This is a genomic window from Ruegeria sp. BHSB196 (assembly GCF_059613135.1).
Window position 1 is genome coordinate 1 of record NZ_JBXWRY010000026.1, and the last position, 26302, is coordinate 26302.

General features: G+C 66.6%; 26 protein-coding genes and 1 riboswitch. Of the genes, 10 read left to right on the top strand and 16 right to left on the bottom strand.

Going from position 1 to position 26302, the window contains the following annotated elements:
- Positions 1-129 precede the first annotated feature (129 nt).
- On the bottom strand, positions 130-1344 hold the full coding sequence (gltS, locus tag AC2FNJ_RS13410; protein WP_496764897.1) for a sodium/glutamate symporter: 1215 nt from the start codon (positions 1342-1344) through the stop codon (positions 130-132).
- A 15-nt stretch (positions 1345-1359) separates the two neighbouring features.
- A complete protein-coding gene (locus AC2FNJ_RS13415; protein WP_496764898.1) occupies positions 1360-1884 on the bottom strand; it encodes a DUF6446 family protein in 525 nt (174 codons plus the stop codon).
- A 91-nt stretch (positions 1885-1975) separates the two neighbouring features.
- Here AC2FNJ_RS13415 and AC2FNJ_RS13420 point away from each other — a divergent pair, with 91 nt between their 5' ends.
- Positions 1976-2608, top strand: a complete 633-nt coding sequence (locus AC2FNJ_RS13420; RefSeq protein WP_496764899.1) for a MarC family protein — start codon at positions 1976-1978, stop codon at positions 2606-2608.
- A gap of 8 nt (positions 2609-2616) precedes the next feature.
- Here AC2FNJ_RS13420 and AC2FNJ_RS13425 read toward each other — a convergent pair whose 3' ends face one another.
- Positions 2617-3546, bottom strand: coding sequence for a glycine--tRNA ligase subunit alpha (locus AC2FNJ_RS13425; protein WP_496764901.1), 930 nt, complete (start codon positions 3544-3546; stop codon positions 2617-2619).
- A gap of 217 nt (positions 3547-3763) precedes the next feature.
- Between AC2FNJ_RS13425 and AC2FNJ_RS13430 the strand changes: the two genes are divergently transcribed.
- Positions 3764-5500: a serine protease gene (locus tag AC2FNJ_RS13430; protein WP_496764903.1), complete on the top strand. Its 1737-nt coding sequence runs from the start codon at positions 3764-3766 to the stop codon at positions 5498-5500.
- A gap of 14 nt (positions 5501-5514) precedes the next feature.
- Here AC2FNJ_RS13430 and AC2FNJ_RS13435 read toward each other — a convergent pair whose 3' ends face one another.
- From AC2FNJ_RS13435 to AC2FNJ_RS13455, 5 genes are all read right to left on the bottom strand, one after another.
- Positions 5515-7089, bottom strand: coding sequence for a 5-guanidino-2-oxopentanoate decarboxylase (locus AC2FNJ_RS13435; protein ID WP_496764905.1), 1575 nt, complete (start codon positions 7087-7089; stop codon positions 5515-5517).
- Positions 7089-8537: a TrkH family potassium uptake protein gene (locus tag AC2FNJ_RS13440; protein ID WP_496764906.1), complete on the bottom strand. Its 1449-nt coding sequence runs from the start codon at positions 8535-8537 to the stop codon at positions 7089-7091. The genes AC2FNJ_RS13435 and AC2FNJ_RS13440 overlap by 1 nt, the downstream gene beginning before the upstream one ends.
- A 50-nt stretch (positions 8538-8587) precedes the next feature.
- On the bottom strand, positions 8588-9487 hold the full coding sequence (locus AC2FNJ_RS13445; RefSeq protein ID WP_496764908.1) for a hypothetical protein: 900 nt from the start codon (positions 9485-9487) through the stop codon (positions 8588-8590).
- Between the two features lie 321 nt (positions 9488-9808).
- Positions 9809-10912 carry a GTP cyclohydrolase FolE2 gene (folE2, locus tag AC2FNJ_RS13450; RefSeq protein ID WP_496764910.1) on the bottom strand — a complete coding sequence of 368 codons (1104 nt, stop codon included), beginning with the start codon at positions 10910-10912 and terminating at the stop codon, positions 9809-9811.
- Between the two features lie 169 nt (positions 10913-11081).
- Positions 11082-11927: a LysR substrate-binding domain-containing protein gene (locus AC2FNJ_RS13455; RefSeq protein ID WP_496764911.1), complete on the bottom strand. Its 846-nt coding sequence runs from the start codon at positions 11925-11927 to the stop codon at positions 11082-11084.
- A 102-nt stretch (positions 11928-12029) separates the two neighbouring features.
- On the opposite strand from AC2FNJ_RS13455, the gene AC2FNJ_RS13460 reads away from it, so the two are divergent.
- Together AC2FNJ_RS13460 and AC2FNJ_RS13465 are read left to right on the top strand one after the other, a co-directional pair.
- On the top strand, positions 12030-12815 hold the full coding sequence (locus tag AC2FNJ_RS13460; RefSeq protein ID WP_496764912.1) for a HalD/BesD family halogenase: 786 nt from the start codon (positions 12030-12032) through the stop codon (positions 12813-12815).
- Positions 12812-14062, top strand: a complete 1251-nt coding sequence (locus AC2FNJ_RS13465) for a M24 family metallopeptidase (RefSeq protein WP_496764913.1) — start codon at positions 12812-12814, stop codon at positions 14060-14062. Before AC2FNJ_RS13460 ends, AC2FNJ_RS13465 begins: the two co-directional genes overlap by 4 nt.
- A 19-nt stretch (positions 14063-14081) precedes the next feature.
- On the opposite strand, the gene metZ is transcribed toward AC2FNJ_RS13465, so the two are convergent.
- Positions 14082-15272 (bottom strand): O-succinylhomoserine sulfhydrylase, encoded by a 1191-nt coding sequence (metZ, locus tag AC2FNJ_RS13470; protein ID WP_496764915.1) that lies wholly within the window; start codon positions 15270-15272, stop codon positions 14082-14084.
- Positions 15273-15336: 64 nt separating this feature from the next.
- Positions 15337-15414: riboswitch (SAM riboswitch) on the bottom strand.
- Between the two features lie 135 nt (positions 15415-15549).
- Here metZ and AC2FNJ_RS13475 point away from each other — a divergent pair.
- Positions 15550-16485, top strand: coding sequence for an alpha/beta hydrolase (locus AC2FNJ_RS13475; protein WP_496764916.1), 936 nt, complete (start codon positions 15550-15552; stop codon positions 16483-16485).
- Positions 16486-16508: 23 nt separating this feature from the next.
- The gene (locus AC2FNJ_RS13480) at positions 16509-17207 is read left to right on the top strand and encodes a glutathione S-transferase N-terminal domain-containing protein (protein WP_496764917.1); all 699 of its coding nucleotides are present in this window, start codon (positions 16509-16511) and stop codon (positions 17205-17207) included.
- A gap of 306 nt (positions 17208-17513) precedes the next feature.
- Here AC2FNJ_RS13480 and AC2FNJ_RS13485 read toward each other — a convergent pair whose 3' ends face one another.
- From AC2FNJ_RS13485 to AC2FNJ_RS13500, 4 genes are all read right to left on the bottom strand, one after another.
- Positions 17514-18278, bottom strand: coding sequence for a DUF1254 domain-containing protein (locus AC2FNJ_RS13485; RefSeq protein ID WP_496764918.1), 765 nt, complete (start codon positions 18276-18278; stop codon positions 17514-17516).
- Positions 18278-19279, bottom strand: coding sequence for a DUF1254 domain-containing protein (locus AC2FNJ_RS13490; protein ID WP_496764920.1), 1002 nt, complete (start codon positions 19277-19279; stop codon positions 18278-18280). Before AC2FNJ_RS13490 ends, AC2FNJ_RS13485 begins: the two co-directional genes overlap by 1 nt.
- Positions 19280-19495: 216 nt before the next feature.
- Positions 19496-19888 carry a GFA family protein gene (locus AC2FNJ_RS13495; RefSeq protein WP_496764921.1) on the bottom strand — a complete coding sequence of 131 codons (393 nt, stop codon included), beginning with the start codon at positions 19886-19888 and terminating at the stop codon, positions 19496-19498.
- Between the two features lie 46 nt (positions 19889-19934).
- Positions 19935-20333 (bottom strand): OB-fold nucleic acid binding domain-containing protein, encoded by a 399-nt coding sequence (locus tag AC2FNJ_RS13500; RefSeq protein ID WP_496764923.1) that lies wholly within the window; start codon positions 20331-20333, stop codon positions 19935-19937.
- Between the two features lie 126 nt (positions 20334-20459).
- Between AC2FNJ_RS13500 and AC2FNJ_RS13505 the strand changes: the two genes are divergently transcribed.
- Both AC2FNJ_RS13505 and AC2FNJ_RS13510 read left to right on the top strand, forming a co-directional pair.
- Entirely contained in the window at positions 20460-20783 is a 324-nt protein-coding gene (locus AC2FNJ_RS13505; RefSeq protein WP_496764924.1) for a 2Fe-2S iron-sulfur cluster-binding protein, read from the top strand.
- Positions 20783-21514 carry an FG-GAP repeat domain-containing protein gene (locus tag AC2FNJ_RS13510; protein ID WP_496764925.1) on the top strand — a complete coding sequence of 244 codons (732 nt, stop codon included), beginning with the start codon at positions 20783-20785 and terminating at the stop codon, positions 21512-21514. The genes AC2FNJ_RS13505 and AC2FNJ_RS13510 overlap by 1 nt, the downstream gene beginning before the upstream one ends.
- A 4-nt stretch (positions 21515-21518) precedes the next feature.
- Here the strand turns inward: AC2FNJ_RS13510 and AC2FNJ_RS13515 are convergent, their stop codons facing one another.
- Positions 21519-22133 (bottom strand): LuxR C-terminal-related transcriptional regulator, encoded by a 615-nt coding sequence (locus tag AC2FNJ_RS13515; protein WP_496764926.1) that lies wholly within the window; start codon positions 22131-22133, stop codon positions 21519-21521.
- Positions 22134-22226: 93 nt separating this feature from the next.
- On the bottom strand, positions 22227-23489 hold the full coding sequence (purD, locus tag AC2FNJ_RS13520; protein WP_496764928.1) for a phosphoribosylamine--glycine ligase: 1263 nt from the start codon (positions 23487-23489) through the stop codon (positions 22227-22229).
- A gap of 76 nt (positions 23490-23565) precedes the next feature.
- Here purD and xseA point away from each other — a divergent pair, with 76 nt between their 5' ends.
- Positions 23566-25056 carry an exodeoxyribonuclease VII large subunit gene (gene xseA / locus AC2FNJ_RS13525; RefSeq protein ID WP_496764929.1) on the top strand — a complete coding sequence of 497 codons (1491 nt, stop codon included), beginning with the start codon at positions 23566-23568 and terminating at the stop codon, positions 25054-25056.
- Between the two features lie 16 nt (positions 25057-25072).
- Here xseA and AC2FNJ_RS13530 read toward each other — a convergent pair whose 3' ends face one another.
- A complete protein-coding gene (locus AC2FNJ_RS13530) occupies positions 25073-25468 on the bottom strand; it encodes a hypothetical protein (protein WP_496764931.1) in 396 nt (131 codons plus the stop codon).
- Positions 25469-25620: 152 nt separating this feature from the next.
- On the opposite strand from AC2FNJ_RS13530, the gene AC2FNJ_RS13535 reads away from it, so the two are divergent.
- Complete coding sequence (locus AC2FNJ_RS13535) at positions 25621-26259, top strand: lysoplasmalogenase (RefSeq protein ID WP_496764932.1); 639 nt, start codon at positions 25621-25623, stop codon at positions 26257-26259.
- Positions 26260-26302 lie beyond the last annotated feature (43 nt).

The window sequence follows — 26302 nt, forward strand, 5'->3', positions numbered from 1 at the left end:
ATAGGTCAGACCGGCCTCGACCAGACCGTCGGTGATCCGCTTCTTCAGATCCTCGCCCGCGCGGGTCTGCATGCGCGCGGGGATTTCCTCGGAAAACAGTTCGATCAGCAGGTCGGGCATGGTCGGTCCTCAGAAATTGACAATCGTCTGGATGACGATGGCATTGGCGATATCCACGAAGAAGGCGGATACAAGGGGCAGCACGATAAAGGCAATAGGCGACGGGCCATATTGCTTGGTGACGGCGGTCATGTTGGCGATGGCCGTGGGCGTCGCCCCCAGCGAGAACCCCGCAAATCCCGAGGCCAGCACGGCGGCCATGTAGCTCCGCCCCATGATGACGAACAGCCCGGCGATCACGAAGACGACCGTGAAGGCGGTCTGCGCCAGCATGATCGAGCCGATCGCCAGCCCGTTGCCGGCGATGGTCCAGAGTTGCAGGCTCATCAGCGACATGGCCAGGAACGCGCCCAGCGAAAACTCGGAGATCAGGCCCAGGGCGGCGGTGCGCGCGACGGGCGGCGCCTTGGGAAACAGCCAGGCGCGCAGATTGCCGACCAGTATCGCCATGATCAGGCAGGGCACGAACAGCGGCAGCATCACTCCGGCGGCGGCGATGGCCTGATGCGCCCCATAGCCCAGAACGATGGCGATGTTGAGATAGAGCAGCACCCGCATCACCGCGTGATGCCCGATCCCGTCGCCCTGCGATCCTGCCTCTTCGGCCACGCCGACGGTCAGTTCCTCGCCGAGATCCGGGGATTTCAGGTCGTGCCGTTCCACCAGATACTTGGCCACCGGACCGCCGACGATGGCCGCCAGCACCAGGCCGAGCGTCGCCACCGCGACCCCCAGTTCGGTCGCGCCCTGCAGCCCCGTCACCTCGGCCACCTGCGGCGCCCAGGCGATCGCGGTGCCATGACCGCCGATCAGAGACGCCGAGCCGAACAGAACCCCCGCCTGCGCCGGAAACCCGAAGGCCAGCGCCCCGGCGACCCCGATCAGGTTCTGCGCGATCATGCAGGTGATCGTGATCAGCAGCAGCAGCAGCAGGGGCTTGCCGCCCGCGATCAGGTCGGCCAGGCGGGCGTTCAGCCCGATCCCGGCAAAGAACAGCACCAGAAGGAAATCCCGCGGGCTGAGATCGAAGTTCAACTCGACGCCGGTCACGAGATAGACCAGCAACAGGGCCAGGGATGCCAGCAGCCCGCCCGTCACGGGTTCGGGGATGTTGTAGCGCCGCAGCGCGGCCACGCGCGCGTTGATCTCGGCCCCGGCCAGAAACACTGCGAACCCGATGGTCACGGTGATGAATGCCGGTATGTTCACGGACGCCGCCTCCATTCGGACTGCTTCGGCCTAGTTTTCGGGCCGCGGCGGGCATTCCTCGCCCACCACGGTGCCGTCAAAGGCTTTCTCGCCGCAATTGTTCAGGGCGTGCCAGGCAAAGCCCTGCCCGTCCTGCGTGATCGCGACGATCCGGTCCACCCCGTAATGCAGGTTCTTGACGCTCAGAAAGGCGCGCGCGGTGCCGTCCCGCAGCATCCCGGCAATGGCGGCGCCGTCGTAGCAGTCGAACCAGCCGGGCGCGGTCAGCGGCTCGGGGTCGTCCACGGCGACAAAGGTGGATGACAGTTCGTCCAGATCCAGATCCGTCGTGAAACAGGCGCGATAGCGGATCGGGGAACTGTCGGCGTCGATGGCCTGAAAACCGGCATAGGCGATCGGCCGGGCCGCGCCGCCGTCCTGCGGGAGCAGCACGACATCGCGGCCGGGCTGGGCGTCAACCTGGTAATAGAACCCGTAGACCTGCAGGTAATACATCGCCCCGCCCGCGACGAGGGCGCACAGCAGCAGGATGATGACCAGTAGCTTTCCCGTCATAGTCCGTCTCCTCGGGTCAGGCCGCCTCTTTCGGGCCGGTCAAAAATCGGTCAGGGTTGCGCCAGGAACTGGGTAACGCGGGGCACGGGGAATGGACATCAGCTTTGCCGTCGGCTTTTTCGGCGCGCTTTTCGCGATCATGAACCCGATCATCAACCTGCCGGTGTTCCTGAACGTGACCGAGGGCGCCACGGTGGCCGATCAGCGCAAGGTCGCCCTGAAATCCGCGCTCTACTGCATCTTTCTCGGCGCGATCTTTGCGAGCGTCGGCGTCGAGGTGCTGAAGCTGTTCGACATCAGCGTGGACGATTTCCGCGTCGCCGGCGGCACGGTGGTGCTGATCATCGCCTTCAACATGCTGCACGGCAACGAAACCAGTTCGCATCACGGAACCGAGGGGGAAAAGCGCGCCTATCCCGACCCCGAGACCGTGGCCTTCTATCCGCTGGCCTTTCCGATCCTGGTCGGGCCGGGAACGATCACGACGATGGTCATCTACGCCCACAAGATCACCAGCACCGCGCATCTGGTCGTCTTCGTGTTCGTGTTCCTGTTCGAGGTGGCGCTGGTGGCCTTCACCTTCTGGAATGCCGCCCTGCTGGCGCGGCGGCTGTCGATGACGGCGCGGGTGATCATCAGCCGGTTCATGGGCATGATCCTGGCCGCGCTGGCGATCGGGATGATCACCGACGGGCTCAAGGCGCTGCTGCCAGGACTGGCCTGAACCGCCCATCAGGCGGCCTGGCCCCCGGCCTCGGTCTGAACGAAGGCGTCGGCGCAGCGCTTGGCCAGCGCCCGCACCCGGCCGATATAGGCCTGACGCTCGGTCACGGAAATCACGCCGCGCGCGTCCAGCAGGTTGAAGATGTGGCTGGCCTTGATGCACTGGTCATAGGCGGGATGCGCCATGACGATGCGCTTGCCGGTCTTCGGGTCGTCATGGTCCTGCGCCAGAATGGCGGCGCATTCCTCTTCGGCTTCCTCGAAGTGGCGCAGCAGCATCTCGGTATTGGCCACGTCGAAGTTCCAGCGGGCATATTCCTCTTCGGTCTGCTTGAACACGTCGCCATAGCTCAGCGGGATCGGCGAATCCGGGTCGTTGAAGGGCATGTCCATCACGTGGTCGATGCCCAGCACATACATCGCCAGACGTTCCAGACCATAGGTCAGCTCGCCCGAGACCGGGGCGCAGTCATGGCCGCCGACCTGCTGGAAGTAGGTGAATTGGCTGACCTCCATGCCGTCGCACCAGACCTCCCAGCCCAGCCCCCAGGCGCCCAGGGTGGGGCTTTCCCAGTCATCCTCGACGAAACGGATGTCGTGCAGGTCCATGTCGATGCCGATGGCCTGAAGGCTGCCCAGATACAGTTCCTGCAGGTCGGGCGGGCTGGGTTTGATCAGCACCTGGTACTGGTAGTAGTGCTGCAGGCGGTTGGGATTCTCGCCATAGCGCCCGTCGGTCGGGCGGCGCGAGGGCTGCACATAGGCCGCGGCCCATGGCCTGGCCCCCAGCGCCCGCAGGGTGGTTGCGGGGTGAAAGGTGCCCGCGCCCACCTCCATGTCATAGGGCTGCAGGATGGCGCATCCCTTGGACGCCCAGTAGGTCTGCAGGCGCAGGATGATCTCCTGAAAGGATCGTGGGGCGTTGGGCTTGTCGGTCATGGCACTCCCTTTGGGCATGTTCACCCGGTCGCATCGGGTTTCGCACTACCTATGCAAGGGGTCCGGGGGCGTCAACGCCGCTTTGCGGCCCGGTCCGACCAAACCCTGTCGCGCAGCCGCCACACCCCGTTCCGCAATGCCCGCGGGCATGGCCTTCGCCGGAAAATCCTGCATAAGCTTTCGCGAAGATAGTGCATTCCGGGACACGGGACATAAGATGATACGTGCATTTATTTCATTGACGATTGTCGTGGTATTCGGCCTGACAGCGGCCTCGGCCCAGCAGGGCCGGGAGGACGCCGCCTGGGTCCAGATCGAGGCGCATCCGTCGCTGCGCGAGGCGCAGGACCGGGCGCAGGTCTATTCCAACTATCTTGCCGACGTGAACGGGTTCCAGATCGGGCGCGGCTGGTATGCGATCGTCCTCGGCCCCTATGCCCGGATCGACGCGGAACAGGTGCTGCGCGTCTACCGGGCCGAACGGCAGATCCCGCAGGACAGCTTCATCGCCCGGACCGAGGCGTTGGGACAGCAGTTCTGGCCGATCGGGGCGAATGTGCTGGGCCAGGGCGCGCTTGCGCCGGCCCCGCAGCAGCCCGAACAGCCGGTGGTCGGCCTGCAATCGGCCCTGCCGGACGAAACCCCGGCCGAAGCGCGCCGGAGCGAGCGGCTGCTGACCGCCGAGGAACGCAAGGATCTGCAGATCGCGCTGCAGGCCGCCGGGTTCTACACTGCGGCGATCGACGGCGCCTTCGGGCCCGGCACGCGGCGCTCGATGGAGGACTGGCAGCGGTTCAACGGCTTTGAGCCGACCGGGGTTCTGACAACGCAGCAGCGCAAGATCCTGATGGACGAGTACAACGCCCCGCTGATCAGCGTGGGCATGAAGCCCCATGCGGACAGCGCGGCGGGCATCGAAATGGACCTGCCGCTGGATGTGGTGGAATTTGCCCGGCACGAAGCGCCCTTCGCCCATTTCGAGAGCCGGTCGGACCTGGGCGCGCGGGTGCTGCTGATCAGCCAGCGCGGCGATCGCGCCACGCTGCGCGGGCTCTACGACGTCATGCAGTCGCTGGAAATCGTGCCGCTGGACGGCCCGCGCGAGATCGGCGCCGACCAATTCACACTGGAAGGCCGCGGCGACGGTATCGTGTCCTACACCCAGGCGGGATTGAAGGATGGCGTCATCAAGGGTTTCACGCTGGTCTGGCCCGACGGGGACGAAGCGCGGCGCACGCGGGTTCTGGCCCGCATGAAGGCCAGTTTCACCCGCACCGACGGCGTGCTGGACGCCAGCGCCGGGGCCGACGCGGCGCAGAGCATCGATCTGGTCGCGGGTCTGAGCGTGCGCAAACCGCGCCTGTCCCGCTCGGGCTTCTTCGTGGATGACGGCGGAACCGTGGCCACCGTTTCGGAAGCGGTCCGGGGCTGCACCCGCATCACCCTGAACGACGAGCACGAGGCGACGGTGATCGGCGGCGACGACGCGCTGGGCGTATCCCTGCTGCGCCCGACCGAAGCCCTCGCGCCGATGTCGGTCGCCGAGTTCAGCACCGCCTCGCCGCAGTTGCTAAGCGAGGTCGCGGTGGCCGGATATTCCTATGAAGGCCGGCTCGGCGCCCCGAGCCTGACCTTCGGCAGGCTGGCGGATCTCCGCGGGCTCGACGGCGAAATCGACAGATCGCGCCTGGCGCTGGCGGCGCAGAGCGGCGATGCCGGCGGGCCGGTTCTGGACCGGAGCGGCGCGGTTCTGGGAATGCTGCTGGCGAACCCGCGGAACGGCCAGATCCTGCCGCGGGACGTGAGCCTGGCCGCCGCCGCGCGGGCGCTGGAGAGCCTGCTGGGCAGGGTCGGCCTGTCGCCGCGCCTGGCCTCGGCGCAGGACGAGATCTCCCCGGTGGAGCTGAACCGCCGGGCCATGGGCATGACCGTTCTGGTCAGTTGCTGGGACTGACGGCGCAGACGGGGTCAGAGCACGTCCGGCGTGACGTGGATCAGCGTCGGGCCGTCCGCCGCGAAGGCCCGACGCACCGCGTCCTGCAAGTCGGGCAACGTGCGCGGCGCCGCCGAGGCCGCGCCGAACGCCGCGGCGAGCGTGCAGAAATCCGGGTTCCGCGCCACCACCGCGTTCGGCGCGATCTGGCTGCGGGTCATGCTGTCCTCGATCTCCTTGAGCTTGCCGTTGTCCCATAGGACGATCGGCAGCGGCAGGCCCAGTTCGACCGCAACGCCCAGTTCCTGCATGGTGTATTGAAACCCGTAATCCCCGGCGATCACCATCGTCGGCTTGCCGTTTCGCGCCACCGCGCCGCCGATGCCGGCAGGCAAGGCATAGCCCAGCGTGCCGAACCCGGTCGGGTGATGCCAGTGGCCGGGACGGGCCATCTCCCAGACTTCCTTGGCCACATAGGCGAACTGGGTCATGTCGGAATAGATCATGGTGTCGTCCGGCACCGCCGCGCGCAGCGCGTCGGCGACCGGCACGATGCCGGGGCGTTCGGCATCCGCCTCGGCCCGCCAGCGCGCCCGCGCCTCGGCCACCTCGTCCGGCCGCCAGCCGTCGGCCCGGTCCAGCGTGTCGCTTGCCGCCAAAAGCGCTTCGGCGAAGCTGCCGGCGTCGGCCTGCAGCCCGACCGAGGCGCGCTGGGCATCCGCCAGCACCTCGGGGTCCAGATCCACCCGCACCAGCGGCGCCCTGTGGCCCAGGTGGGTTCGCCACAGATCGACCTCGGCCAGTTCGGTGCCCACCGCCACGACCAGATCCGCCGAGGCGATGACGTCGGCGCTGCCCGGGCGCGCCAGGGTCGCCCCGAAATCCAGGTCGTACCCTGCCCCGGCCAGACCCCGGCCGGCATAGGTCGTGAAACAGGCCGCGCCGATCCGGGTCAGGATCCGCCGCCAATCCGCGGACCGGGCACCGCCGCCCAGAATGAAGAGCGGCCGCCGCGCGGCGCGCAGGCGCGACAGGACCGGAGCGATGTCGTCGCCGGTCAGCCGAGGGCGCGGTGCAGGCCGGATCGGCGCCGGTGCCGGATCGGCCTCGGCTTCGAGCTGCGCGATCGGAACCTGGATGTGCTTGGCCCGCGGCCGCGACAGCGCGAACTCCTCGAACGCCCGCTCGATCAGGCCATAGGCCGCCTCGGCGGACCCGGCGGTGTGGGACCAGTCGCACACGGTCTCGGCCGCCGCGCGCTGATCCTTCATCTGGTGCAACTGCCCGCGCGTGGCCGCCGTTTCGTCCAGGCAGGACGAGATCACCAGCAGCGGCACCGAATCCGAATGCGCCTGCCCCATCGGCGTCATGATGTTGCACAGACCCGGCCCGGTGATCACATAGGCCACGCCCGGCCGTCCGCTGGCCCGCGCATAGCCGTCGGCCATGAAGCCGGCCCCCTGTTCGTGCCGGGCCAGGATGTGGGTGAGGCCGGCCTCCTCGATGCCGCGGTACATTTCCTGATTGTGCACGCCCGGAATGCCGAAGATGACCTCGACCCCGCGATCCTTGAGCATGTGCGAAATCTGTGCGCCCAGCGGTCTTTTCATCATGCTCTCCAGAATTTCACGGTGAAGATTGCGTAGACCGCCAGCAGTTCCAGCCGCCCGATCAGCATGCCCGCCGACAGCATCCACTTGGCGGCGTCGTTCAGGCCCGCGAAATTGCCCGAAGGCCCGATCTGCGGCCCCAGGCCGGGGCCGATATTGGCCAGCGCCGTGGCCGCGCCCGAGACCGAGGTGATGAAATCGAGACCGGTCAGCGCCAGCCCCCAGGACAGGATCCCGACCGAGACCACGAAGAACACGAAGAAGCTGATCACCGAATTCAGCACGTCCGGGCCGATGGCGCGGCCTGCGTAGCGGGGGACGAAGACTCCGTGGGGCGAGCGGATCCGGTCGATCTGAACCCGGATCGAGGCGAACAGAAGCTGATACCGGAAGATCTTGATCGAACAGGCGGTCGAACCGGCGCAGCCGCCGATGAGCCCGATGAAGAAGAACACCATCACCAGAAAGCTGCCCCAGGTCATGTAGTCGGCGCTTGCATAGCCGGTGCCGGATATGATCGAGGTGATGTTGAAGAGCGACTGGCGGAACGCCTGCTCGAGGTCATGCGGAAACAGGTTGGTCAGAACCAGGGTCGCCACCGCCACGAGCACCGCGACCGTGGCCAGAAAGGTCCGGATCTGGCTGTCTTCCCACAGGGGCCGCGCGGTGCCGTTGACCAGTTGCACATACCGGACGAATGGCAGGGCCGCGAGGATCATGAAGATCGCGGCGGCATATTCCACCGGACCCGAGAAGGCCGCGAAGGACGAGTCGTAATTCGCGAACCCGCCGGTTGCGATGGTGGTCATCGAATGCACCAGGGCATCGAAAAAGCTCATCCCCAGCGCCGCATAGACCATGGCGCAGACCAGGGTGAGCGCCACGTAGATGAACGAGATCTGCCCCGCGATCTCCTGCGCGCGCGGCAGGATCTTTCCCATGGTCTCAAAGCCTTCCGACCGGAAGATCTGCATTCCGCCGACCCGCAGTTCGGGCAGGAACACCATGGCCACGACGATGATGCCGATGCCGCCCAGCCATTGCAGGATGCCCCGCCACAGCAGCAGGCCGCGCGGCAGTTCGTCCAGGCCGTCGATCACGGTCGATCCCGTGGTGGTCAGGCCCGACATGGATTCAAAGAACGCGTCCACGAAGCGCAGTTCGGTCTCGCCGAACATCAGCGGCAGCGCCCCGAAGAACGGCAGGGCGACCCAGACGCCGGTGGTCAGAAGGAAGGTCTGACGGATCGTCAGACCTTCGCGCACGCCATTGGCGCAGCTGAGCGCCAGGATGATCCCCGCCAGGATCGTGATGACGGCGCTTTCCAGGAACACATGCCACTCGCCCCGCCCTTCGACAAGGTCGGCAAGCATCGGAAACATCATCGTGACGCCGAGAATGGCGACCAACAGGCCGATCACGTATCCGACGGGACGCAGGTCAATCATGACGCGCAGCGTTGGCGCGTCACCGAAGCACTGTCAAGCCGAAGGCGGCGTCAGCTCTCGGATTGAGGCTTTCTTTCCGGCATCGCCGGCGGCTTGGACGGCGCGCGGGGCCGGCGCGTCGCCGGTTTTGCAGGCTCTTGCTTCGCCGGCGCGGTGCGGACAGCCGCACGCTTGCGGGCCGGAGCCGTAGGGGCCTTTGCCGCGGGTTTCGCCGGGGCCGGTTGGGCCGTCTTGGCATCCGCGTTGACCGGTGCCGTCGCGGCTTGGGGTTTCACCGGCTCCGGCTGCGCGCTCTTGGCCTCGGGCGCCGGTTTCGCCACCGGTGCGGCGGGTTGCGCCACGGCTTGCGGCTCGGGCTGCGGCGCAGCGGTCATGGGCGACGGCGCCTTGGCCAGCGGTTCGCCTTGAGCGGCAACCGTCTTTTCCGCCGCCACGGGGGGCAGAGATGCCGGTTTCGCCGCGACCGCCTCGGGGGCCGGTGCCTTGGGCTTGGGGGCCGTTTTTACCGCCGGTTCGGGCCTGGGCGCTGCCTTTGCCGGCGCCTTGCGCCTGGGCGCTGTCTTTGCGGCTGCCTTTGCCGGCGCCTTGGGCTTGGGCGCTGCCCTTGCCGGTGCCTTGGGCTTGGGTGCTGCCTTGGTGGGCGCGGCGTCCTTGGCCGGGGCCGCGGCCTTTGCGACCGCGCTGCGCTTGCGCGCGGCGGGTTTGGCCTTGGCGGCCGGGGTCGCAGCCGATTTCGCCACAACCTTCGGCTTTGCAGGCCGGGCCTTGGGCGCGGGCGCGGCTCGGCTCGGGGCCGAGGCCGCCGCCTGCAGGGCGCGCACCTGCAGCATCGGGGCCTCCATGGCCGAGCGGGTCACGATCTGCATGATCCGAAGCTGGCTGGCCAGCGCGTAGCCGGCCACGCGCATCGCGGCGGCCTGATATTCGAAAGGTTGGGTAATCGGGTTCATTTACGGGTATCTCCTTTGAAAATCCGATGAGCAGAAGCCAGCGTCGCGGCGAGCGGCGGGATGCCCGCGCAGAGGCGGCGGGCTCTCCTGATTGTGCTGGCACGTGCCATGCGCGTTTCCGGCCCTTTCGGTCCGATGCGCCCTGAATCCCAGTGGACAAGGCGCAGGTGCTGGATTCCCGCGCAGCATAGGGCGAATCATCGCGCGACCGCAGCACAATATTGCCGCACCGCAGCGAAAAACCGGTCCTGTCGGCAGAAAAACACCGATTGCCGCCCCAATCGGGCGGCGGGTGCGCCCGATCGGACGGGTTTGCCGCCCTCAGCCGACGTGGATCAGGGTATTGAACAGCTTGGGATCCAGGCTGGTGGCCGCAAAGGTCGGACCTTCGGTCAGGACCGACACCGCGTCATGGCTGTGAAGGCTTTCCTGATGGCTGGCGATGACGCGGAAATCGCCGATATGGTGATCGGCCAGCAACTCGGCGCAGAACAGCCGCGCCGCATCCTCGACAAAGATCGGGTTGGCCGCGTTCAGTTCGGCAAAGGCCTGTTCGTCCTCGCGTTTGACCATCACCTGGGTCTCGGTGGGAACCGCCCGGCGGCACAGCGCGATCAGATCCTCGAACCACAGACAATCCGCGTCGGTATCGACGACGACCGAGATCCGCGCCACCGACCGCTGCGAATGCGGCGTCGCCAGTTGCCCGCGCGCCGCCCGTGCATGTTCGCTGAGTTCCAGCGAGCAGGGGCAGGTGGACGAATAGACATAGTCGAGATGCATGATCTTCTGGCGCACGCCGCCCTGTTCGACCAGCTCCAGCGCAATGTCGTAATACTGATAGCCGGACAGGCCCGAGCGCAGGCTTTCGACCCGATCCGGATAGGAAAAACGCATCTGGATGCGGGCGTCGAAACTGTCCAGGTCGGTCAGGTAGTCGCTCAGCGCCGCCTCCATGACCTCGAAACTGAAGGTGCGCTCGGCGTGCTTGTAGAACGAGCGCATGATCCGGGACATGTTGATGCCCTTCTTTTCGGCATCCAGACTCACCGTGCCGGTGACGGAGGTCTGCAGGGTCAGATCCTCGCCATGTTTCCGGTGGAAGCGGATCGGCAGGCGGAAATTGGAGATGCCCACATGCTGAATCCGCTGCTTCGCGCCGCGGATCAGGCTGGCGGGGCCGTTCTGCAGATCCGGCAGGGTCGCCCGATAGGCTTCGTCGGCGACGAAGTCCTGAGGGTATTCGCGCGACAAGGCCGGGTAGTTCTCGGGCAGCAGCCCCGGCACCAGACGGGCCACCGCCGGATCGAGCGCGCCGATTTCCGCGGCCGTGGCGGATTTCGCCCATTTCCGCAACAGCGCCAGAGCCTCGGCGGCCTGTTCGCGGTCCGGAGTTTCTTCGATGTCGCGGGGGTGAAAGTTCATCTGCGCGTTTCCTGATCTGGTCGCCGGAGATTAAACGACGTGGGGCCAAAATCCAATCTAACCGGTTTTCGGAGGAAGTAGCAGTCTGGATCAAAAAAAGTCGCAGGAAAACAGCCATTTTCAGCCGAAATCCGTCTTTTCGCACGATGCTGGAGGGATTTGCGCCGGCTCACGTCCCGAGACTGGCCAGAAAACCCTGCAATCTGCGCGATTTCGACTTGTGATGGGCCGTGATCACCACATAGGGGCGCGGCATCGTCAGGGCCGGTCCGGGGCATCGCTGCACCCTGCCCGCGTGCAGCGCGCCGTCGAGAACCTGCGCGGGCAACAGCGCCACGCCCGCCCCGGCCTCGGCCAGCGCCAGCGCCGCCGGGACCGAGGGCGCGGTGAGTTCGGCCTGCCGGTCGGGCGTCGCGCCCAGCGCCGCGAACCACCGGGACCAGCCGGGCACCGAGGCGATGGAGTCGCCCCAATCGACGGCGATGCGCCGCGCCGTGACCGGATCGCGCCGGCGGTCGGCGACCGGGATCAGCCGATCCGTGAACAGCGGGTGCTGGCGATAGTCGGGCAACTCGCCGCCATAGCTCAGCCGGGCGTCGATGCCGTGGCGCTCCAGATCGCGGTCCTCGGCCTCCAGGTGCAGCGCGACGGGGACGTGCGGGTGGGTCTCGGCAAACCGGGCCAGCCGCGCGGGCAGCCACAACTCGCCCAGCGCCGGCGTGGCGCTGATCACCAGCGGGCGGCGCGGATCGCTGGCGGTCAGCGCCTCGGTGAAACTGGCGATGTCGGTCAGCGCCGAGGCGGCGTTCGCGTAATAGTCGCGCCCGGCATCGGTGAGACGGATCTGGTTGGCCTTGCGGGTGAACAGCTGGCGGCCCAGCCAGTCCTCCAGGTTCCGGACCTGCAGGCTGACCGCCGCCGAGGTCACGCCCAGTTCCGCACCGGCCGCGGCAAAGCTGCCGGTCCGGGCGGCGCATTCAAAGGCGCGCAGGGCATTGAGCGGGGGAAGCTTCATCTGTATCGGCGCAAGTTTTCCTTATGCTGTGCAAGATAATTTATGGTGGGTAAAAATGCAAAGACGCGGCACTCTGATCCGGGCACATGCAGGAGACCGCACATGCGCGACATTCTCGACCTCGACCGTTTTCCGCTCGACCGTCCCGGCACCCCGGCCTGGTCCGATCTGGTGCGGCGCTGCCGCGCCGATCTGGCCCGGCACGGCATGTTCAATCTGGACGGGCTGATGCGCCCGGACGTGGCCGCGCAGACGGTCGCCGAGATGCGCCCGCGGTTCGAGACCGAGGCGTTTCTGCACGAGCGGCGCCACAACATCTATTTCAAGCCGGTCGAGGATCTGCCGCCGGATCATCCCGCCCTGCGCGAATTCATGACCTCGAACCGCACGCTCTGCGCCGACCAGATCGCCGGATCGGCCCTGACGCGGCTGTACGAATGGCCGCAATTCGCGAAGTTCCTTGCCGCGACGATGGACAAACCGGAACTGCATGTGATGGACGATCCGCTGGCCCGGATCAATGTCATGTCCTATCACGAGGGGCAGGCGCTGAACTGGCATTTCGACCGGTCGGAATTCACCACGACCCTGCTGCTGCAAGCCCCCGAGGCGGGCGGCGGGTTCGAGTACCGCACCGACCTGCGCAGCGCGGCGGACCCGAACTATGACGGGGTGGCGCGGCTCCTGCGCGGCGAGGATCCGGAAAGCCGGGTGATCACGCTCAGCCCCGGCACGCTCAACGTGTTCAAGGGCAAGAACACGGCCCATCGGGTCACGCCGGTCAGGGGCGCGCGCGCCCGCGTCATCGCGGTGTTCTCCTATTACGAGCACCCCGGCGTCGTGTTTTCCGAAAGCGAGCGCATCGGCTTTTACGGCCGCGCGTCATGAACCGGCCCGACCCCTTCCGCGATGCCCGCAAGCTGGCCTATCTGAATGCCGAGGGCGCGGAGAAACCGCTGAAAAGCCCCCTGCCGCAGGAGGTTCTGGACCGCGCCCGCGCCTATCGGCTGGGCCGGCTGCGGACGATGATGGACCTGCATGACGTGGCGGGCCTGCTGCTCTATGACCCGGTCAACATCCGCTATGCCTTCGACAGTTCCAACATGGGCGTCTGGACCAGCCACAATCCGATCCGATACGCGCTGATCCTGAATGGCGGGCCGGGGATTATGTTCGAGTTCAAGGGCTGCGAACACCTCAACGACGGCCTGCCGGGCATCGACGAGTTGCGCATTGCGATCGGCTGGATGTTCATGTGCGCCGGTGACAGGTCGGAGGAACGCCTGACCCGCTGGGCCGACGAGATCGCCGCCGAACTGCGCGCGCATGGCAGCGGCAACATGCGGCTGGCGGCGGACCGGCTGGACCCCGAGGGCGTTGCCGCGCTGGGCGCGCGTGGGGTCGAGATCGTCGAGGGCGGCCAGATCACCGAGATCGCCCGCGCGATCAAGTCCGAGGACGAGATCGCCCTGATGCGGTGGACCATCCGCGTCTGCGAGGCGGGGATGGCCCGGATCTATGAACACTCGGTTCCCGGCGTGACCGAGCGGGCGCTGTGGGCGCAACTGCATTTCGAGAACGCGCGCTCGGGCGGGGAGTGGCTGGAAACCAAGCTTTTGACCTGCGGCCCGAACACCAACCCCTGGTACAGGGAATGTTCCGGCCGGGAGTGCCGGCTGGGCGAGATGATCGCCTTCGACACCGACATGATCGGCCCCTACGGCTATTGCGCCGACCTGAGCCGGTCCTGGACCTGCGGCGACGCGCCGATGACCGACCGGCAGAAGCGTCTGTACGCGGCGGCGCGGGCGCAGATCGACCACAACCTCGCCCTGCTGGAACCGGGCCTGAGCTTTGCCGAGTTCAACGCCAGAAGCTGGCGCATTCCCGCCGCCTACCGGCCCTACCGCTATTCCCTGGCGGTGCATGGCGTGGGCATGGCCGACGAATGGCCCGTGGTGCTGCTGCACCCGGATTTCGACGCCAGCCACGGCGGGTGCTTCGAGGCCGGTCAGGTGGTCTGCGTCGAAAGCCTGATCGCCGAGTACGGATCGGAAAGCGTCAAGCTGGAAACGCAGGTTCTGATCACCGAAACCGGGGCCGAACGGCTGGACACGTTCCCCTGGGAGATGTGAGACCGCGGCCCGACCGCCGTCACGCCTGCGAAGCGTCCAGAGCGTGCCGCAGATCGGCCAGCAGGTCGTCGGCATCCTCCAGCCCGACCGAAACCCGGATCAGGCCGGGGGTGATCCCAAGTTCCGCGCGCTGCGCCTCGCTCAACCGCTGATGCGTGGTGGTGGCGGGGTGGGTGGCGATGGATTTCGCATCCCCCAGGTTGTTGGAAATCACCGGAATGGTCATGGCGTTCAGAAAGGCGAAGGCCGCCGGCTTGCCGCCCTTGATGTCCAGCGACAGCACCGTGCCGCCCTTGCCGCCCAGTTGGCGCTGCACCAGCCCGTTCTGCCCGTGCGATGCCAGCCCCGGATACAGCGTGCGCGCCAGCGCCGGGTGGCCCTCCAGCGCCTCGGCGATCTTCTGCGCCGTTGCGGTCTGGGCATTGACCCGCAAGGACAGGGTCTCCAGCCCCTTGAGCATGATCCAGGCGTTGAACGGACTCAGCGCGCCGCCGGTGTGTTTCAGATAGGGCTCGACCGTGCCGCGGATGAAGTCGCGGGTGCCGATGATCACCCCGCCCAGCGCGCGGCCCTGTCCGTCGATATGCTTGGTCGCCGAATAGACGACCACATCCGCCCCCTGCGCGATGGCCTGCGAATAGACCGGGGTGGAAAACACGTTGTCCACGATCACCGTCGCCCCCACCGCATGGGCCAGATCGGCGACCCCGGCGATGTCGATCACCTCGAGCGTCGGGTTCGACATGGATTCGAAGAACACCGCCCTGGTGTCGGGCCGGATCGCCGCCCGCCACTGGTCCAGATCGGTGCCGTCGACAAATGTCACCTCGACGCCATAGCGGGTCAGGATGTTTTCGAGGATGTAAAGGCACGACCCGAACAGCGCCTTGGCCGAGACCACGTGATCCCCCGCCTTCAGCATCGAGGCCAACGCGCCGTTCACCGCCGCCATGCCCGAGGCGGTGGCAAAGGCATCCTCGCCGCCTTCCAGCGCCGCGATCCGCTGTTCGAACATCGACACGGTCGGATTGCCGTAGCGCGCATAGATGAACTCGTCCGGGCCGCATTCGATGAACCGCGCCTCGGCCTGCTCGGCGGTGTCATAGACGAAGCCCTGGGTCAGAAAGATCGCCTCGCTCACCTCGTTGTACTGACTGCGGCGGATCCCGCCATGCACGGCCTGGGTGCGCTTGCTCCAGCTCTCGCTCATCTCGTCCCTTTCCGCCCCGGACCCCGAGGGCAAAGAAAAAACCCCTGACGCGGTCAAGCGAAAGGGGTCTTTCATCCTGACCTTTTAGCGGTGTTGTTTAACGTGGCCCGCAATCCGGTAACAAATCGCCACGTGGTCCTGATGTTGCCCTTACGCCGCAGTTGGCGTTCCGTCAAGCCTGAACGCGCCATCGTCACGCTTCTGTAACCGTCGTTTCACGCAACCGTCATAGCGCTATGACAGAGCACGGCCACAACATCTTGTGTGAGGCTGCGCCATGCCAGTGATCCGGATCAATGCCATACGCGACCGTGCGGAACTGCACGGCAGCCGCCGACCGATGTATCGGACGCTGCGGCAGATGCCCGAAGTCGACGGGCCGGTGATCATCATGACCCACGGCTACAAGTACCGCCCGGATGATGCCCATGCCTGCCCCCATCGCCACATCCTGTCGCTCAGCCCGTCCCCGATGCCGTGGTATTGCGCAAGCTGGCCGCAGGAGCTGGGCTTCGGGTCGGGCTTCGACGACGAAGGGCTCGCCATCGCCTTCGGTTGGGACGCGCGGGGACCGCTCTGGGCGGCGCATCGGCGCGCGGTCCGGGCCGGCCGCGTGCTGGCCGGGATCGTCACCGAGCTGCACCGGACGAGGCCCGGCCGGCCGATCCATTTCATCGGCCATTCGATGGGCACCGAACTGGCGCTCGAAGCGTTGCACCACATTCCCGCGGGCGCGCTGGGGCGGATCATCTCGCTGACCGGCGCGGCCTATCAGAGCCGCGCCCGCGCCGCGCTTGCGACACCGGCAGGCCGGGCCGCCGAGCTCATCAACGTGACCAGCCGCGAGAACGATCTGTTCGACTATCTCTACGAATGGCTGATCCAGCCGCCCCGGCGCGGCGACCGGACCATCGGTCTGGGCCTGGACGCGCCCAACGCGGTGACGCTGCAACTCGATTGCCCCGACACGCTCGACCACCTGTCGCGCCTGGTCTTTCCGATCGCGCCGCCGCAGCGCCGGGTCTGCCACTGGTCCAGCTATACCCGGCCGGGCGTCATGCGGGCCTACAACAACCTGCTGCGCAACCCCGAACGGCTGAGCCTGCCCGTCCTGCGCCACGGCCTGCCCGCGCGGCCGTCCCGGCGCTGGTCACGGCTTTTTGCCCTGCCCCGCCCGCAAGAGCTCTTGCCGTTTGCCGAGAATGCCTCATGATCCCCTCCGACTGAGGAGGACGCATGGCCGACCCGATCGAATTCCATTACTGGCCCACGCCGAACGGCTGGAAGGTCTCCATCGCGCTGGAAGAGATGGGGCTGCCCTATGCCGTGCGCCTGATCGACATCGGCAAGGGCGACCAGTACGACCCCGAGTTCCTCAGGATCGCGCCGAACAACAAGATGCCCGCCATCGTCGATCCCGAGGGTCCGGACGGCGCGCCGGTCTCGGTGTTCGAAAGCGGCGCGATCCTGATGTATCTGGCGCGCAAGACCGGCAGGTTCCATGGGCGGACCGAGCGCGAGCGGATCGCGGTCGAGGAATGGCTGATGTGGCAGATGGGCGGCGTCGGCCCGATGGCGGGACAGGCGCATCACTTTCTGAAATACGCGCCCCATCTGGACCCGCCGCAGGACATCCCCTATGCCAAGGACCGCTACCGCACCGAGGTCGCGCGTCTGTATGCCGTGCTGGACCGGCGGTTGGCCGCGAACGAATATGTCGCCGGCGACTTCTATTCCATCGCCGACATGGCGATCTGGGGCTGGGCCAGCCTGTGGGAGGGCCAGCAGCAGAGCTTGGAGGACAAGCCGCACTTCGCCCGCTGGCTGGAGGTGGTGGGCGCGCGTCCCGGCGTGCAGGCCGGGCGGGCACTGCACGCCGAACTGCGCGGGGATCACCGGAGCAAAGAGGCGCAGGCGGTGTTGTTCAAGCGGTGAAGCGGGGCGGCGATCCCGAGGATCGCTCCGCCGCCGCAGAATCACCCGCCCGGCTGGATCCTGACACTCGACGTGATCTTGTCCACGTAATCGGAGATCGCCTCGGAGCTTTCCGGCTGGTACAGACGGATGACCTGCGTCCAGCCCGGTTGAACGTCCAGATTGTTCGCCTGCCCAGGGCAGTTGTACCGGAAGGTGATCGATCCATCGTCATTGGCTTCGGCCGCACGGTTGTTCAGCGCGAAGTTCTCTTCGACGATCCAGCTGTCGGCACTGTAGGTCGTGACCGAAAAGAACGCGCCGTCGTCAAACTTCAGGGGGGGGTTCGGGCAAGGTCATCTGGGAACATGCGCCTTGGGCGGCCTCGCCTTCGGGCACGATGGTCGAGATGTAGACCGCATCCTTGAAGGGCAACCCGCCCCAGCCCTTTGCCGTCGCGATCAGGAACATCTCGGGATCGACATCTTCCGGCCGGCCAAAGAACTTCTCGGGCTGATCGGCTTCGCCGGCCCGGGCAACCAACGACGCGCGAATTTCGTCCTGGCTGGCGCGGTCAAAGCCTTTCGGAGAATACGGTTGGGCCGAGGCGGCCTCGATCAGAAAACCGTCCTGATGCGCATGCGCCTCCTTCAATCCCGCTTCATCGGTGGATTTCAGACCGGTGCGCATGTTCAGGAACACATAGCGTCCCGTCGACAGGTCTTGCGGCGTCAGAGTGACGCTTTCGCCGGCATACAGTACATGCAGCGTATAGTGGGCTTCATCGATGATCTGGATCATCGACAGGTAATCCCAGTCCGGGTTCGTGATCGTGACCCCGCCTTCGGTGTCTACGACGGCGTGACTGTACAGAACGTCCTTGTTTTCGGTGATGACGAACTGGTTGTCAGGACCGGAAGGTTCCCGCGAATGGCGGATCGTGTTCACCGCGTGCTCGGCGGAATGATCCGACATGTAGAGATCCGTTTCGGCAAGGGTGAAATTCTCCAGCGTGACTTCCGTTTCACCGGAAACGGCCGGGGCGGCGCCCATCGCGGCAAGCGCAAATGAAATCCAGAACGCTCTTCTCATCAGGAGACCTCCTCGACTTCCGGTAGCTTGTAGGTGCGCTCAAGCACAGCCCGACCCGGACGATATATCCGCATCAGGAAGTTCCACCCTTCGGTGATGTCGACGCGGTTCGACTGGGCGCCGCAGGCCTCCTCCGCGCCGAAAAAGACCGTGAAGGTACCATCGTCGTTGAGCGCCACGTTGCGGTCGTTGACGATGTTGGTGTCGCTTTTCATGAAGCCGTCGGATCCGTAGACGGTGATCGACCAGAAGGCATCGTTCGGCGGAACCTCATAGGTCGCGGTGTAGCATCCGTCTGCCTTCGGCGGGCCGGCATAGTTGATATAGACCGCGTCTTTTTCCGGAAACAGGCCCCAGGCGCCCGCCACGGCCAGATGGCGCGTGTCCTCGTTGACCTCACCGCGCGGACCCATCCAGTCCGGCTCATATTGATCGAATTTCTGGAACTCTGTTTCATAGGCCGACCGCAGCGCCAACATGCTGTCCACGTCCCATTTCGGTTCGGGGAAAAGATCGTGGCTGTTGGCTTGGATCTGGAACGCGTTCTGCATCCGGTTGACCAAGTTCACGTCCTCGGGGTCGGACGGGTCCATGATCTGGATGCGCATGATCAACGACACATATTTGGTATCGCCGGGGATGTCATGGGTGCCGGGTTCGTAGAACACGACCGGGGCATAGTGGTCGTTGTCGATCACCAGGATCGAGAAATACCGATCATCCGGGAACTCGGGGATCGTGATGGTCGCGCCACCTTCGGTATCCACGACCGCGCCCGCATAGAGGGTATCCCGGTTCATGCGCACCACGGCCTGAGCATCCAGCGGCGTAGGCTTGCGGATGTAATAGAAGCGGTTCACGTCGCTGCCCGCGTTGAACTGAAACTGCGCGAACGACATGTCGACTTCGGAACGGATGTAGGTTTCGGGAGTTACCGTTTCCTGTGCGGCCAAAGGCGTGGAAATCAGCCCGGCAAGAACTGCAAAGTATCTTGGTTTCATAGCTTTGTCCCAATATGTGCAACGCAATTCGATCTAGATTGGAACGGTTTGTCGTCAAAGCGGCATGACGACGGTGGAGATTTGCGACCAGGAGACATGGGCACGCAGCCGTGTTGGCCGGGCATGTCAGGCGCGTCCGGAACGGGTCTCTCCACGGGCATCCGGTTTGAAAGCGCCGCATTTCCAACGTCTTGGCGCCGGGCTTCGCCGCGATCGCTAGTCCTTGCTCACGATGACCCCGTCATCCCAGAGTTGCGCGGCGTTCGAATAGATGGATTTTGCCGGCGCGTAAGCCGAGGGATCGTCCAGCGAGGCTGCATGAACATAGATGCGGTCGCCCATCCGCGCGCTTCGGCGCGTCAATTGCGATCCGCAACGCGGGCAAAACCCGCTGTAGGTCGGTCGGCCCGATCCGCCGGCCATTTCAAACGTCCTGCAGGCATCGCCGATCGAGAAGGTCGCGGCGTCGAGCGGCATCATTTCGGAATGCCCGGTGCCGGTGAGTTGCTGACAATCGCGGCAGTGACAGCGAAACATTGGCGCCTCGGCCCGGTCGCCGCTGTATCTGACCAAGCCGCATTTGCACCCGCCCGTCACGGTATCCTGCATGCTTCTCCCTCCGTTTGCAAAACGCTAGCTGCAAAACGGCGCCCTGTCAGCTTCGTCCGTCAGGGCGGGGCTCCACCCCCTCCCCCCGCACCAGCAGGTCCAGCATCTCCGAGATGTCCTCGATCTCTTCCGCGATCACATGGGTCACCGAATGCGCCCGCTGCATCCGGCCCGTGACCCGCAGCAGCCGCCCCGAAATCACCGCCCGGCGGAAGCGTTCGTAGATCTTGCGCCAGACCACCACGTTGACCACCCCGGTCTCGTCCTCGAGCGTGACGAAGATCACCCCCTTGGCCGTCCCCGGCCGCTGCCGCAGGATCACCAGCCCGGCCACCGTCACCCGCGCGCCCTCGGGCGGGGCGTCCAGCCGGTTGGCGGGCAGGCAGGCGGGCGGGCGGGGCCAGTCGCGGGCCGGGGCGGCGGGAGATATGGGTGTCACGATCATGAGAACAAAGATAGAACACTTGCCGCGAATGTCCAGACGCGCCGTCACGGGTCGCAAATGGGGGTGGAAACAGCCAAATGGCTTGACTAAGGAAGGTTCGGAACATCGCAGAAGGAAGACGCGCGAATGGCAAAGATCACCTATATCGAGCACGGTGGCACCGAGCACACCGTCGAGGTCGCCAACGGTCTGACCGTGATGGAAGGCGCCCGCGACAACAACATTCCCGGCATCGAAGCCGATTGCGGCGGCGCCTGCGCCTGTTCGACCTGCCATGTCTATGTCCATCCCGACTGGGTCGAAAAACTGCCCGCCAAGGACGACATGGAAGAGGACATGCTGGACTTTGCCTATGAACCCGACCCGGCCCGCTCGCGCCTGACCTGCCAGATCAAGGTCACAGATGCGCTGGACGGGTTGGTCGTGCAGATGCCGGAAAAACAGATCTGATGCCGCGCCGCGCCGGCTGCCGGCGGCCGTTTCGCGGCGGTGCCGCGGCTCTGGGCCTGTGGCTGGTGGCCGGCATGGGCGCCGCGGTCCAGGCCGACACGATCGCGGCGGCCCGGTATGCCGAGCCGACCCCGCGCTACCCCCATGCGGTCCTGGGCGATGCGCTGGAATGGGGCGCGCTGGAACTGACCCTGGCAGATGGCCGCACCGTCACCCACCGGCTGGACCGGAACCGGGTTTTCGAAGATCTGAGCCCGCGCCTCGCGGATCTCGACAGCGATGGAACGCCCGAGGTGATCGTGGTGGAAAGCGAGGCGCAGACCGGCGCGAGCCTCGCCATCTATGGCCCCGGCGGCAAGCTGGCCGCCACCCCGCATATCGGCACCCGGTTCCGCTGGCTGGCCCCGGTCGGCGCGGCCGATCTGGATGGCGACGGTCATGTGGAAATCGCCTATGTGGATCGCCCGCACCTGGCCAAGACCCTGCGCATCTGGCGCTATGAAAACGGCGCGCTGAGCGAAATCGCCGCCCTGCCCGGCCTGACCAACCACCGCATCGGCGAGGATTTCATCTCGGGCGGGCTGCGCGACTGCGGTGCGGGACCGGAGCTGATCATCGCCAGCGCCGACTGGCGCGAAATCGTCGCGGTCCGGTATGACGGGGGCTGGATCACCGAGGCCCTCGGCCCCTTCACCGCCAAGGCCATGTCCGGCGCGCTCGCCTGCGACTGACCCGTCAGGGTCCGGTCCGCACCACGTGATCGCCGTCGATCCCGCCCAGCGACTGGAACAGGGCGGCGGTGTTGCTGGCCCCGAACTTCTTCAGCAGCCGCGCGCGATGCACTTCGACGGTGCGATAGCTCAGATCCAGCTCGCGGGCGATCTCCTTGCTGGTGCGCCCCTCGCTCAACAGCGAGAACACCTCGCGCTCGCGCCGCGTCAGCGGCTGGTAGGGCCGGATGGCCGAGAGATCGGCAAAGCTCCACACCGCCCGCCCCAGCGGATCCTCGGGCGTGAAGGTCTGGCCCCGCACCCGGCACCAGAACAGGTCGCCGGTCTTGCGCCGCATCACCCGTTCGTCCCAGTACAGGTTGCCCTCGCCCAGCTCCTTGTCGCCGCGATGCAGGATGTTCGAGAATTCCTCTTCGCTGGGATAGAGGAAGGCGAACAACCGGTCCAGCAGCTCCTCGCGCTCATAGGCGAACATCTGGCAGAACCGGCGATTGACCTCGCGGATCACCCGCGACTCGGTCACGACGATCCCGACCGGAACCCAGTCGAAGGCCAGCGCGCGCAGGTCGCGGGCCGCATAAGCGGCGTCCAGTTCCGCCTGGGCAATCGGTCCGGGCATCGGTCTCTCCTCGCTCCGATCATAATGCACCGGAAAGACGAAAGAAAACCTCCTGTGACGCCGGCGCCCGAAAAAGCCGCCCGCAAGGGCCGGTCAGAGCGCCCGCCAACCGATGTCGCGGCGGAAATAGCCATCCGCCCAATCGATGGACTCGACCATGGCATAGGCCCGGTCGCGCGCCTCGCGCAGGCTGTCGCCGCGCGCGGTGACGTTCAGAACCCGCCCGCCGCTGGCCAGAACCGCGCCTTCGGACGCCTTGGTTCCCGCGTGGAACACCATGTTGCCGCTGTCCTCGGGCAGCGCATCCAGCCCCCGGATCACCGTCCCTTTCTCGTAGCTGCCCGGATACCCCTGCGCCGCCATCACCACCGTGATCGCATGATCGTCGGCCCAGTTCACCCGCGCCTCGGCCAGACGCCCCTCGGCCGACGCCTGCATCAGGTCCAGAACCTGCGCCCCCAGCCGCATCATCAGCACCTGGCATTCCGGATCGCCGAAGCGCACGTTGTATTCCACCAGCCGCGGCCGGCCGTCGCGGATCATCAGACCGGCATAGAGCACGCCCTGAAACGGTGTGCCGCGCCGGGCCATTTCCGCGATGGTGGGGCGCACGATCTCGTCCAGCGCCCGTGCCTCGACCTCGGGGCTCAGAACCGGCGCGGGGGAATAGGCGCCCATGCCGCCGGTGTTCGGGCCGGTGTCGCCTTCGCCGATCCGCTTGTGGTCCTGCGCGGTGCCGACGGACAGGATGTTTTCGCCGTCGCAGAGCACGAAGAGCGACGCCTCTTCACCCTCCATGAATTCCTCGATCACCACTTCCGCCCCGGCCCCGCCGAACGCGCCGCCGAACATCTCCTCGACGGCGGCAATCGCGGTTTCCTCGTCCATCGCGACGATCACCCCCTTGCCCGCGGCCAGACCGTCGGCCTTGACCACGATGGGCGCGCCCTGCGCGCGGATATGGGCGATGGCGGGTGCGGCTTCGGTGAACCGGGCATAGGCCGCGGTGGGCGCGCCCGCCGCATCGCAGATCTCCTTGGTGAAGCTTTTCGAGGCTTCCAGCCGGGCCGCCTCGGCAGACGGGCCGAACACCAGAATGCCCGCCTCGCGCAGCCGGTCCGCCACGCCCGCGGCCAGCGGCGCCTCGGGCCCCACGATCACGAAGTCGATGGCGTTCTCCTCGGCGAAGTTGACGACCGCGCCGCCATTCTCGATGTCCAGCGCCGCGCATTCCGCGATCTGCGCGATCCCCGCATTGCCCGGCGCGACGATCAGGCGGTCGCATTTGGGATTCTGCATCACCGCCCAGGCCAAGCTGTGCTCGCGCCCGCCGCCGCCGAGAATGAGGATGTTCATGAAGCTGTCTCCGATCTGCTTGGCCTTGCCTGCGCGGCGTTCTAAGCTGGGCCGGCAGGCGAAACAAGGCGATCAAATGTCCGACCTTCTCGACGATCCGATTCCGGGGCAGAACATGCCCGAATACACCGTCTCGGAAATCTCCGGCGAGGTGAAGCGCACGCTCGAAGGCAGCTTCGGGCGCATCCGGGTGCGCGGCGAGGTGGGGCGCGTGTTCAAGGCGCGTTCGGGGCATCTCTATTACGACATCAAGGATGACCGCAACGTGCTGGCCTGCACCACCTGGAAAGGCCAGGTCGCGGGGCTGTCCGTCATCCCTGAAGAGGGGCTGGAGGTCGTCGTCACCGGCCGGCTGACCGCCTTTGGCGCGCAGTCCAAGTACAACCTGAACGTGGACGAGGTGGCCGTCGCGGGTCAGGGCGCGCTGATGGCGCTGCTGGAAAAACGCAAGAAGCAGCTTGAGGCCGAGGGCCTGTTCGCGTCCGAACGCAAGAAACCCCTGCCGTTCCTGCCGGGAATCATCGGTGTCGTCACCTCGCCCTCGGGCGCGGTGATACGCGACATCCTGCACCGCCTGCGCGACCGCTTTCCGCGCAAGGTGCTGATCTGGCCGGTCGCGGTGCAGGGGTCCAGCTGCGCCCCCGAGGTGGCCCGCGCCATCGAGGGGTTCAACCGCCTGACCCCCGGTGGCGCATTGCCGCGCCCGGACCTGATCATCGTCGCCCGCGGCGGCGGCTCGATCGAGGATCTGTGGGGCTTCAACGAGGAAATCGTCGCCCGCGCCGCCGCCGCCTCGCAAATCCCGCTGATCTCGGCGGTCGGCCACGAAACCGACACCACCCTGATCGACTATGTGTCCGACCGCCGCGCGCCCACGCCGACCGCCGCCGCCGAACTCGCCGTGCCGGTGCGGATGGAGCTGCTGGCCTGGACCGGCGAACAGGGCGCCCGCCTGTCGCGCGCGGCCACCGACGCGGTGCAGCGCCGCGCCCAGCGCCTGCGCGACCTGTCCCGCGCCCTGCCCCGCGCCGACACCCTGCTGGACACGCCCCGGCAGCGGCTGGACCAGGCGTCCGAGCGCCTGCCAAACGCGCTGATCCGCGGCGTCCAGAACCGCCGCGTCCGGCTGCTCGACATGTCGGCCCACCTGCGCCCGTCAACCCTGCGCAACCTGGTTGACGCGCGCCGGGATCGCTGGCGCAACCTGGCCTCGCGCCTGTCGCTGCGCCCGATTGCACGCGAGCTCAGATCCCGCCGCGACGACCTGACCCGCCTCGGCGACCGGCTGACCGCCGCGCAGACCGCCCGCATCGACCGGCTGCGCCAGAATCTCGACGCCACCGACCGGCTGCGCGAAACGCTCGGCTACAAGGCGACGCTGGAGCGCGGATATGCGGTCGTCCGGGCCGAGGGGGCGCTGATCAAGACCAGGGCCGAGGCCGCCCGCCACGGGACGCTGGAAATCGAATTTGCCGACGGCAAGATGACCGCGGGAACGGCAGCCCCCGAAAAACCGTCCAGCCGAAAGCCAAAACCCGAACCGCCCACCCAGGGCTCGCTGTTCTGAGCCCCGGAGCGGAGGCTCACACACCCACATCCGGCCCGTAACAGATCATCTCTTCGCCGATATCCTCGGCCTCGTACAGCTCGGTGGCTTCCGGGTCGCCCTCGAATTGCGCGATCAGGCCCGCGGGCGACTGCAGAAACACCCAGCATTGCGGGTCCAGCCGGTCTTCGTAGATGAAACAGATCTGCTCGCCCTGCTCGTACCAGACGCCTTCCTTGCAGTCGCCGTCCAGAAACGACCAGATCACCCGCCGGTTGGGCAGATACCGCTCGACGCCGTAAGCCACGCCGTCAAAGCCGTAAAACAAGGTCTTTCCCTGCGTGTAGGCGTCGAACTCATCGGCCGACATCGGCTCGGCCGCGGCGGCGACCTTGCCCGCCAGAACCAGAGGAATCACAATACGCGTCAACATGCGCCAATTCTGTCAGATCGCGCCGCCCGGCGCCACACGCCCGCGTCCGGGCCGGATTGACATCGCGTCATTCCGCCCACCGTTTCCGCCTTTGCGGTTGAAATCCGCGCCGGTTTTTGCCCCCCTTGCCCAACCAACCGAGGATGCGTCCCATGCCCCATTTCCTGTTCCTGGCCGCGGCCGCCTGCGCGGTGGCCTATCTGCCCAAGGTCGCGCATCCGGCCGGCCTCCTGCGCACGGTGCTGAAAACCGGAGCGGTGGCGCTTCTGGCGGTGCTGGCCGCGGTTGCCGACGGGCCCTGGCTGCTGGTCGCGGCCCTGGCGCTCTGCGCGCTTGGCGATGCGCTTTTGTCGCGCGACAGCGACGCGACCTTCATGGGCGGTGTCGGCGCCTTTGCGGCGGGCCACCTGGCCTATATCGCGCTGTTCCTGACCTTTCCGGGCAGCGATGCGGCCCGGATCCTGGAGTTTCCCACCATCGTCTGGTCGCTGGTCATTCTGGGGATCGTCATGGCCACGCTGCTGGCGGCGCGCGCCGGCGATCTCAGGGGGCCGGTCCTGGCCTACATCCCGGTCATCCTCGGCATGGGCATCGCGGTGCTGGCCCTGCCCGAGATCGGCGCGCTGCGCTGGGCGCTGCCCGCGGCGCTGGCCTTCATCGCCTCGGACCTGATCCTGGCCACGGAAAAGTTCCTCCTGCCCGAAGGCCACCCGACGCTCAGGCTGGCGCCCTATCTGGTCTGGCCGCTCTACTGGGGCGCCCAGGCCGGGTTTGTCGCAGCCTTCGTCTGACCCTTTGCAACCGCCGCCATTCCGCATTAGGTGAGGGAAACAC

Coding starts and splice junctions, on each gene's coding strand:
- purD (WP_496764928.1), bottom strand. CDS start 23,489: ATGAACATCCTCATTCTCGGCGGCGGCGGGCGCGAGCACAGCTTGGCC.
- xseA (WP_496764929.1), top strand. CDS start 23,566: ATGTCCGACCTTCTCGACGATCCGATTCCGGGGCAGAACATGCCCGAA.
- AC2FNJ_RS13445 (WP_496764908.1), bottom strand. CDS start 9,487: ATGAACCCGATTACCCAACCTTTCGAATATCAGGCCGCCGCGATGCGC.
- AC2FNJ_RS13530 (WP_496764931.1), bottom strand. CDS start 25,468: ATGTTGACGCGTATTGTGATTCCTCTGGTTCTGGCGGGCAAGGTCGCC.
- AC2FNJ_RS13465 (WP_496764913.1), top strand. CDS start 12,812: ATGAACCGGCCCGACCCCTTCCGCGATGCCCGCAAGCTGGCCTATCTG.
- AC2FNJ_RS13500 (WP_496764923.1), bottom strand. CDS start 20,333: ATGATCGTGACACCCATATCTCCCGCCGCCCCGGCCCGCGACTGGCCC.
- AC2FNJ_RS13535 (WP_496764932.1), top strand. CDS start 25,621: ATGCCCCATTTCCTGTTCCTGGCCGCGGCCGCCTGCGCGGTGGCCTAT.
- AC2FNJ_RS13505 (WP_496764924.1), top strand. CDS start 20,460: ATGGCAAAGATCACCTATATCGAGCACGGTGGCACCGAGCACACCGTC.
- AC2FNJ_RS13480 (WP_496764917.1), top strand. CDS start 16,509: ATGGCCGACCCGATCGAATTCCATTACTGGCCCACGCCGAACGGCTGG.
- AC2FNJ_RS13420 (WP_496764899.1), top strand. CDS start 1,976: ATGGACATCAGCTTTGCCGTCGGCTTTTTCGGCGCGCTTTTCGCGATC.
- AC2FNJ_RS13510 (WP_496764925.1), top strand. CDS start 20,783: ATGCCGCGCCGCGCCGGCTGCCGGCGGCCGTTTCGCGGCGGTGCCGCG.
- AC2FNJ_RS13490 (WP_496764920.1), bottom strand. CDS start 19,279: ATGAAACCAAGATACTTTGCAGTTCTTGCCGGGCTGATTTCCACGCCT.
- AC2FNJ_RS13495 (WP_496764921.1), bottom strand. CDS start 19,888: ATGCAGGATACCGTGACGGGCGGGTGCAAATGCGGCTTGGTCAGATAC.
- folE2 (WP_496764910.1), bottom strand. CDS start 10,912: ATGAACTTTCACCCCCGCGACATCGAAGAAACTCCGGACCGCGAACAG.
- AC2FNJ_RS13475 (WP_496764916.1), top strand. CDS start 15,550: ATGCCAGTGATCCGGATCAATGCCATACGCGACCGTGCGGAACTGCAC.
- AC2FNJ_RS13460 (WP_496764912.1), top strand. CDS start 12,030: ATGCGCGACATTCTCGACCTCGACCGTTTTCCGCTCGACCGTCCCGGC.
- AC2FNJ_RS13425 (WP_496764901.1), bottom strand. CDS start 3,546: ATGACCGACAAGCCCAACGCCCCACGATCCTTTCAGGAGATCATCCTG.
- AC2FNJ_RS13440 (WP_496764906.1), bottom strand. CDS start 8,537: ATGATTGACCTGCGTCCCGTCGGATACGTGATCGGCCTGTTGGTCGCC.
- AC2FNJ_RS13455 (WP_496764911.1), bottom strand. CDS start 11,927: ATGAAGCTTCCCCCGCTCAATGCCCTGCGCGCCTTTGAATGCGCCGCC.
- AC2FNJ_RS13430 (WP_496764903.1), top strand. CDS start 3,764: ATGATACGTGCATTTATTTCATTGACGATTGTCGTGGTATTCGGCCTG.
- gltS (WP_496764897.1), bottom strand. CDS start 1,344: ATGGAGGCGGCGTCCGTGAACATACCGGCATTCATCACCGTGACCATC.
- AC2FNJ_RS13435 (WP_496764905.1), bottom strand. CDS start 7,089: ATGAAAAGACCGCTGGGCGCACAGATTTCGCACATGCTCAAGGATCGC.
- AC2FNJ_RS13415 (WP_496764898.1), bottom strand. CDS start 1,884: ATGACGGGAAAGCTACTGGTCATCATCCTGCTGCTGTGCGCCCTCGTC.
- AC2FNJ_RS13485 (WP_496764918.1), bottom strand. CDS start 18,278: ATGAGAAGAGCGTTCTGGATTTCATTTGCGCTTGCCGCGATGGGCGCC.
- AC2FNJ_RS13515 (WP_496764926.1), bottom strand. CDS start 22,133: ATGCCCGGACCGATTGCCCAGGCGGAACTGGACGCCGCTTATGCGGCC.
- metZ (WP_496764915.1), bottom strand. CDS start 15,272: ATGAGCGAGAGCTGGAGCAAGCGCACCCAGGCCGTGCATGGCGGGATC.